Annotated in this window: 9 protein-coding genes and 1 pseudogene; 5 read left to right on the forward strand and 5 right to left on the reverse strand. The window is 46.6% G+C overall.

Translation table 11 applies throughout. The features are described from left to right. Positions 1-7: 7 nt before the first annotated feature. From H6F93_RS10930 to H6F93_RS35755, 4 genes and pseudogenes are all read left to right on the forward strand, one after another. A complete protein-coding gene (locus H6F93_RS10930) occupies positions 8-700 on the forward strand; it encodes an IS6 family transposase (protein ID WP_190680612.1) in 693 nt (230 codons plus the stop codon). 80 nt (positions 701-780) lie between these two features. Continuing rightward, positions 781-1,038, forward strand: a pseudogene (locus H6F93_RS10935) (DNA polymerase III delta subunit-related protein); the annotation flags it as partial. 59 nt (positions 1,039-1,097) lie between these two features. Next, a protein-coding gene (locus H6F93_RS10940; protein WP_190680628.1) for an IS1 family transposase occupies positions 1,098-1,780 on the forward strand; the annotation gives its coding sequence in 2 pieces (ribosomal slippage) (positions 1,098-1,422 and positions 1,422-1,780; 684 coding nt in all). Positions 1,781-1,936: 156 nt separating this feature from the next. After that, positions 1,937-2,035: a hypothetical protein gene (locus H6F93_RS35755; protein ID WP_199313631.1), complete on the forward strand. Its 99-nt coding sequence runs from the start codon at positions 1,937-1,939 to the stop codon at positions 2,033-2,035. An 8-nt stretch (positions 2,036-2,043) separates the two neighbouring features. Here H6F93_RS35755 and H6F93_RS10950 read toward each other — a convergent pair whose 3' ends face one another. From H6F93_RS10950 to H6F93_RS10970, 5 genes are all read right to left on the reverse strand, one after another. Further along, on the reverse strand, positions 2,044-2,298 hold the full coding sequence (locus tag H6F93_RS10950) for a hypothetical protein (protein WP_190680614.1): 255 nt from the start codon (positions 2,296-2,298) through the stop codon (positions 2,044-2,046). Between the two features lie 167 nt (positions 2,299-2,465). Then, positions 2,466-2,606: a hypothetical protein gene (locus H6F93_RS10955; RefSeq protein WP_190680616.1), complete on the reverse strand. Its 141-nt coding sequence runs from the start codon at positions 2,604-2,606 to the stop codon at positions 2,466-2,468. 649 nt (positions 2,607-3,255) lie between these two features. Further along, a complete protein-coding gene (locus tag H6F93_RS10960) occupies positions 3,256-3,552 on the reverse strand; it encodes a hypothetical protein (protein ID WP_190680618.1) in 297 nt (98 codons plus the stop codon). Between the two features lie 186 nt (positions 3,553-3,738). Next, positions 3,739-4,449, reverse strand: a complete 711-nt coding sequence (locus H6F93_RS10965; RefSeq protein ID WP_190680620.1) for a hypothetical protein — start codon at positions 4,447-4,449, stop codon at positions 3,739-3,741. Positions 4,450-4,860: 411 nt separating this feature from the next. Next, on the reverse strand, positions 4,861-5,295 hold the full coding sequence (locus H6F93_RS10970; protein ID WP_190680621.1) for a hypothetical protein: 435 nt from the start codon (positions 5,293-5,295) through the stop codon (positions 4,861-4,863). 511 nt (positions 5,296-5,806) lie between these two features. On the opposite strand from H6F93_RS10970, the gene H6F93_RS10975 reads away from it, so the two are divergent. After that, positions 5,807-6,628: an AfsR/SARP family transcriptional regulator gene (locus H6F93_RS10975; protein ID WP_190680623.1), complete on the forward strand. Its 822-nt coding sequence runs from the start codon at positions 5,807-5,809 to the stop codon at positions 6,626-6,628. Positions 6,629-6,922 lie beyond the last annotated feature (294 nt).

Below are 6,922 nucleotides of genomic sequence, written 5' to 3' on the forward strand. Positions count from 1 at the left end.
GCTTCTGATGTACTCCCGTCATCGTTTTCCCAGCGAAATCATCGGTCACTGTGTGTGGTTGTATTACACATTCCCCCTCAGCTACCGAGACATCGAAAAGATGATGTTATACCGAGGGATCGAAGTGACGTACGAATCGATTCGGGAATGGTGCCAGAAATTTGGACAGCAGTACGCGAATCAGCTTCGGCGCAAACGCCCTTACATTACGAACAAATGGCATCTCGATGAAGTGGTCGTCAAAATCAAAGGGCAGCAATACTATCTGTGGCGAGCGGTGGATTCAACTGGGAATATTCTAGAGGTGTTGCTACAACGACATCGGGATACGAATGCAGCGAAGCGCTTTTTTCGCAAACTGTTGAAGAAACAAGGGTTCGTGCCACGAGTGATTGTCACCGACAAATTGAAGAGTTACGAAGCTGCAAAGAATCGAGTACTGGCGAGCGTGGAGCATCGACAGCATAAGGGATTGAATAATCAGGCAGAGAATTCGCATCAACCCACACGAGTCAGAGAAAGGCGAATGCGGCGCTTCAAATCTGCGGGACAAGCGCAACGATTTCTCTCAGCCTTTGAGCCGATTCGAGGACACTTTCACCCGAAGCAACATGAACTAACTGCAAAACGACACCGAGAACAGCTACGCCAACGATTTGAAGATTGGCGAGAAGTTACTGGGCTAACTTCTGCTGCGTAATCAGAGTGATCAAGACTGCTTAGGAATTATCATGCCTAATTTTGAATGTACTCCATTAAGTTGATAATGCCGTTCAAACAGCTTTGACCAATGCCATCAACCGGATGCAAATTGCCCCGGCGTATCTCTTCACAGGTTCCAGAGGAACGGGTAAAACCTCTACTGCACGTATCTTTGCCAAATCTCTCAACTGCTTAAGCTTTGATGGACCGACTGATGAACCTTGTGGTACCTGTCAATCTTGTCGCTTGATCGAAACCAGCAATAGTCTAGATGTCAGTGAGATTGACGCAGCTTCCAACAATGGGGTGGATGAGGTTGTGTCGCAAAAACTTTAGGAGACACTATTTGCAGTGTTGAAGTATGCATAATACAGGCGTTGCACAATAGAAGTATGATGCAATGTTTACACTGTAACTCCAACCAAACTGTCAAGAATGGGCGACGCAAGGGTATCCAGAACTACTTGTGCCGCAGTTGTGGTCGTCAATTTCGCCAAACTTACACCCCTCAAGGCTATTCCTCAGATGTCAAAGAACACTGCTTGACACTCTATCTCAACGGCATGGGCTTTCGTGCTATCGAACGAGTCACAGGCGTATGTCACAACACCGTCATTAACTGGGTTAAACAGGCTGCTCAAACTCTGCCCGATGAAAACTACGAAATTCCCAAATCAGCTCAAGTCGATGAACTGCAAACCTTTGTCGGCTCAAAAAAGTCAAAGTCTGGATTTGGATTGCCGTAAATTCCAAAGCTCCTGGAATTCTTAAATGGGTAGTAGGCGACCGTTCTCTCGCCACCTTTCGATTGCTCTGGCTGATGATTCGAGGATGGTGCTGCTTTTTGTACATTACCGATGGCTATCCGGTCTATCGTTGTCTGATAGAAGATAGCGATCATCTGGTGAGCAAAACAGCAATGACTCGGGTTGAAGGAGAAAATAGTCGATTACGGCACTATCTGGCGCGACTGCACCGCAAAACCTTCTGCTATTCCAAGTCAATTGAGATGCTTCAGGCATCGATTCGCTTGTTAATTTACTACTTGAAGCATCGACAAGTGCCTGCTTTGAGATGATCATTCACCCATTGTGCAACGCCATAATACAACTCTGTAGGTAGCGTTAAAAAGATTTTCTGCGACAGAACCGGGGCGACTACCCCAAAGGGGGAACTGCTTTGTATCGCCACTTAGAGCCGGACGATTTGCGTCCCGGTTCACATCGTTGAAAAGCTGAATAAGATCAAGAAGACCAGGCAGCAGCTAACGGCAGAGTTAGACAGAATGCCAACCACAGATGAAGCGGCGATCGCCGTCCAGAGTTTGTCCTAAACAAGGGCTTAGAGGGTATCTGCCTCTGGCTGGTCTGACTTTGGCATTTCAGTTGCGCCATGCTCGGTGATGAGGTAATCGACATCTCCTGTATCTAACCTGATCCTCACTGAGTTAGCGTCAGCGTCATCTACTCCCTCTAATTCACTCTCGGAACTGCTTCTCTCCAGGGCGGCGATCGCGTCCGGGTCGCCCTGCTGCGCCAGCACAGTCAGCAGGTTGGTGACGGTCTGGTTTACAGATTTGGATATTGGCTCTGACATCGTTCACCCTTAATGCAGTAATTGACCCAAGATTCTACTGCATAACTGCATCCTTACTCAAAACTTTCAACCCTGGGGCGATCGCCCCAGGGTTGCAGGTTCTTATGACGCTTAGGTAAGCTAAAACCTGGCTATTAAATGACAGCCATCCTTGGCGGGGACGACAACTACAACTCCTGCTCTAAAAACAGCGATCGCATAGTGACGTTTACACGCACGAGATACTGAAACCTCTGTAATCTCTTACTTTGATAGCCGATCACAGTTGACGTGACAGAGAGCGATCGGTGGGGTGGTAGAAGTTGCACCTGTCGTAACCCGCCAATGTCAGGTTCTTCCCAAGTTTTGGTGATCGAGGACTTTAGAATGCTCTAGAAGCTAGAGATCTCGTTGAGCAAACTGGCGATCGCGTCCCACTTCACCGAAAGTTAGGAAGATCCTAAAGGTATTGTCGCCTAACATTTGAGGTCATTTACCGCTGCTGCATTTTGCTGTGATAGTTGTAACATTGCCGTTTATGCCTCTTTTCGGCAAACTAGATCAGAAATTTTAGTTTAACGGCTAAAATGCTTGTTGTTCAAGCATTTCAAGCAAAAGACATTTTTGCAGAAAGTTTCACGATCAGTGTCGTTTAGGCATCAATTTTGGGAGTATCCTTTTGCTAAAACGCTTTTCTAGTAACGATTGAGTGAAGAGGCTTGTGCGGGAAAACTGCATTATAAGGGCAGGATAGGGCGATCGCCTCTTACTTTGATAAAGGCTCTAATCTTGCGTTTGTGGCAACAGAGTGAGGGAGAGTGACAGAAGCTTCTCATTGATCGGCTCATGCCTCTAAACCTGTCTAGGTTTTTAGCGCTACTCTCCCTTAAGTTTCAGCAGGGTGAACAGCCGCAAAATTTACAATATTTCCTTTTGTTCACCTTACAGTCAGCTTCATTACCCTCTGCTCTGTGGTAACTATCCACGCCATAAAATTCTGCCATTTGCGTAATTCAATGCTGTCCAGCCCCCAAAGGGTCCATGTTCCTTGAAGCTAATTACCTCACCTTGATCACTAACCTTCCATAGTGAAATGTGATTGTCAGCATGACGCCATAGAACTCTGCTATCGCCATAGTGTACTGGTGTCCAACCCTCAAAGGGTCCATGTTCCTTGAAGCTAATTACCTCACCTTGATCATCAACATTCCATAGTGAAATGCGACCGTCAATATGACGCCATAGAACTCTGCTGTCTGCATGATTTAACGGCATCCAACCCTCAAAGGGTCCATGCTCCTTGAAGCTAATCAACTCACCTTAATCGTCAACCTTCCACAACGAAATACGACCGTCAGTATGACCCCACAGAATTCTGCCGTCTGCATAGCTTAAAGGCATCCAACCCTCAAAGGGTCCATGTTCCTTGAAGCTAATCAACTCACCTTGATCATCAACCTTTCACAGTGAAATGTGATTGTCAGCATGGCACCATAAGATTTTTCCATCGTCGTAACTTAAAGGCACCCAACCCTCGAATGGTCCATGTTCCTTGAAGCTAATTAACTCACCTTGATCATCAACCTTCCACAGTGAAATGTGATTGTCAGTATGACGCCACAGAATTCTGCCATCAGCGTAGTTCAATGCCGTCCAACCCGCAAACGGTCCGTGCTCTTTAAAGCTGATATGCTCACCTTGGTCATCAACCTTCCACAACGAAACGCGAAAGCCAGATGCCAGCCCACCACTAGTCAAACCAACGTTAGCTTCCTCATTAGTGAATGTAAGTACAATATCTGCTTTATCACCCCCGCCAAAGCCAGTGTTGGCAAGACCAGCTTTGTAGCTTCTTGGAGTGCCCGGCAACACTTGAATTTGAATTGCTTCCTCATCTTCCAGGTCTTGAGTGTTTTCGTCATCTCCTTCAAAGAGCTTGGCAGAACCTTCAATACGAACAACGTCATTGGGGCGAACACTCACGTTGAGATCAAGGTCAACTCTCACTTCTCCTCCTACCCCTAACGACATCTTGACCAGCTCTGACGGAAAACCCTCTGTGCTGACGACGGCTTCACCGCTGACAGGCGCACTTTCGCGCTCGTTGCTGCCAAACGTTTCGTGATCCATTGCTGAAATCGTTCCTGATACTTGAACTATGCGAGTTGACATTGTGCTCTCCTTTGATATTCAGCTAATTAGTTAGTGGAAATAAGAGTGTGGTTGCGTCGAAATAATTGTCTTTTCGCCTTTTGCGTGTGATTCCAACAAGATTCAGAAAAAGCAGAACAGAATTCTGCAAGGGAACGAATGTTGAATGGTTTCGTTGCATGCTGGAATAAGGGCGATTGCTCTACTCAGCGTCGGAATTTCGGACGATCGTTGGTTCTGACGGGATCATCTTGTTCTCCTAATGGGTTAATAGTGGTAGGACTTACGCACTGCGTGCGGCATCCTGGTAGTTTTGGGTGATTTTGCACGGGTTTTACCCGTGCAAAATCACCCAACTGTGTAAGTCCTGAGTGGATTGCTTCAACGTGAAGAGCAGTTTCCAGTACTGCTCAACGATCGAATTGAATCGAACTACGGATTACATTGAGGTAGGCTAGGTCTTGTGTTGCAAATTAGCGGCGGGTCATTGTTCTCTGGAGGAGTAGGTTGAGGTGGAGGGGTTACAGGTGGATTAGAGATAGGCGGAGGTTGATCAGACGGTTCATTTGGATCTATAACCTCTAGTCCACCAGGATCGTTGGGATCTCGACCGGGCGGTTCATCAAAGGGACCGCCAGAAGTGCAGAAATTATCGAACGGAATATTGCAATCCACCTCATCATCAAGTGCCAACGCAACAGGGCTGATTAGAGGCAAAGAAACCGCAACAAAGAGGAAACCCATTTCTACCGTTTTAACAACCTTAGAACTACGTCGAGTGAATTGCCAGAAAGAATCAGAAGACTGCTTCAATGCGATTGATTTCTTTGGGTTTAGCGTGCCTTGATTGATTTGAGTTCCTATCATTTTGCTGAGTTGATTCAGTGACAAATCGACCTTAGCAAGCAACCGTGTATCGCTCGTTCATGCAGCGCGAATGCAGCGTGAATAAATTCTGCTTGACTGAATCCATATTTTGAAGATCATCTCAAAAGGCAGAAACAACAAGAATTGTACGCTGTTACTTCAGCACTCACAGTTCTCAAAAATCACCCCTGTGGGTACCTCCAAGACAAAGTAATGGACTTCTGTTTTGTTCAAAAACAGAGCTTTGCTAAGTGCTTAAGCCTGGTTCGAAAACGCGCCTCGTTTAGTACCCTTGTGGGTACTTTGTGAATTTGGAGAGGATCAATCTGACTTTTTCAAACTTTTTCTGGCTGTTCTTCTGGCGATGTTCTATTAACGTTGATTCAAGTCAAATAAGCTGTTATCTCTTTGAGCCAAAACTGTTGGTAAAGCAGTTTCTGTTTCAAATTAAGCTAACGCTGTACCGCAACTGTTTATGCGCCGGGTTGAGAGCTGTAGAGGATAGGGTGTCATGTCTCATCTATCGTTCGCTTTACTGGGTCCAATGCAGGTCACACTGAATGGACAGCCGATCGTCGCCTTTCCTTATGAAAAGGTGCGAGCACTGTTAGCTTATCTAGCGATTGAATCTCAATATCCACATCATCGCGACGCACTTGCTGCCCTGCTGTGGTCCGAGCGCTCTCAGTCCGATGCCCGCAGCAATTTACGTAAAGCATTATCTGTGCTGCGACGACTCCTTGACGATATAACTCATCAACCACCTGTGCTGCTTGCCACGCGCCACACAATCCAGATCAATCCGCTTGCTAACTACACTTTAGATGTCGAGCGGTTTAAGGAGTTGCTCGATCACGATCATCACCATGAGCAAGTCGCCAATGACGGTAGCCTGGAAACCATTGCTTGTTTAGAGCGAGCTGTTGCGCTATATCGAGGTCCATTTCTCGATCGCCTGCATCTACCCCATAGCGAAGCCTTTGAAACCTGGATGTTCCACCAGCGTCAACGTCTGCATGATCAAGTTATCGATGCCCACACCAAACTGATGAAGCATCATGAGCTGCACGGCCATTACGAAAAAGCCCAGCAGTACGCCCAGCAGCAGCTTCAACTCGAACCCTGGAATGAATCTGCCTACTGCTGCCTAATGCGAGTTTTGGCACAAAATGGACGGCGAACGGCAGCTCTACAGCAGTTCGAGCGCTGCTGCCACAGCTTAAGACAAGAATTAGCGACTGAGCCGGATGCTACAACTGTAGAACTCTGGCAAGCGATTCGAGCAGGCAGCTCTTCTAAACTACTCCTGAGTTCGATAGAGAAGTTGAAGTAGAAGAAAATTAGAACCGAGACGTGCTTGACAAACGAAACTTGAAGTTAAGTTGTAAGCAATGGGCTGAGCCTTGGAATGAGTAGAGTGGATAAGGTGAAAATGTTGCTGAATCTGTCTTTCTGCTTATTTCAGTGCCATTCATCTTTGAGTGAGTTGCGATTACTCAATTCGTCACAGCATAATCCCAATGCACCGGAACAAAGTCAAATGATCAGTGAGTTTAAAGGGTATCTGTGTCCGGTGATTGGGGTCGTTAGGTAGCTTAAGCTTGTTGATAGGGTTCTGAGCTAGCTT

Source organism: Leptolyngbya sp. FACHB-671 (genome assembly GCF_014695745.1).
Classification (GTDB): domain Bacteria; phylum Cyanobacteriota; class Cyanobacteriia; order Elainellales; family Elainellaceae; genus JAAUTN01.

Coding starts and splice junctions, on each gene's coding strand:
- H6F93_RS10975 (WP_190680623.1), top strand. CDS start 5,807: ATGTCTCATCTATCGTTCGCTTTACTGGGTCCAATGCAGGTCACACTG.
- H6F93_RS10950 (WP_190680614.1), bottom strand. CDS start 2,298: ATGTCAGAGCCAATATCCAAATCTGTAAACCAGACCGTCACCAACCTG.
- H6F93_RS10960 (WP_190680618.1), bottom strand. CDS start 3,552: ATGCCGTTAAATCATGCAGACAGCAGAGTTCTATGGCGTCATATTGAC.
- H6F93_RS10970 (WP_190680621.1), bottom strand. CDS start 5,295: ATGATAGGAACTCAAATCAATCAAGGCACGCTAAACCCAAAGAAATCA.
- H6F93_RS10930 (WP_190680612.1), top strand. CDS start 8: ATGTACTCCCGTCATCGTTTTCCCAGCGAAATCATCGGTCACTGTGTG.
- H6F93_RS10965 (WP_190680620.1), bottom strand. CDS start 4,449: ATGTCAACTCGCATAGTTCAAGTATCAGGAACGATTTCAGCAATGGAT.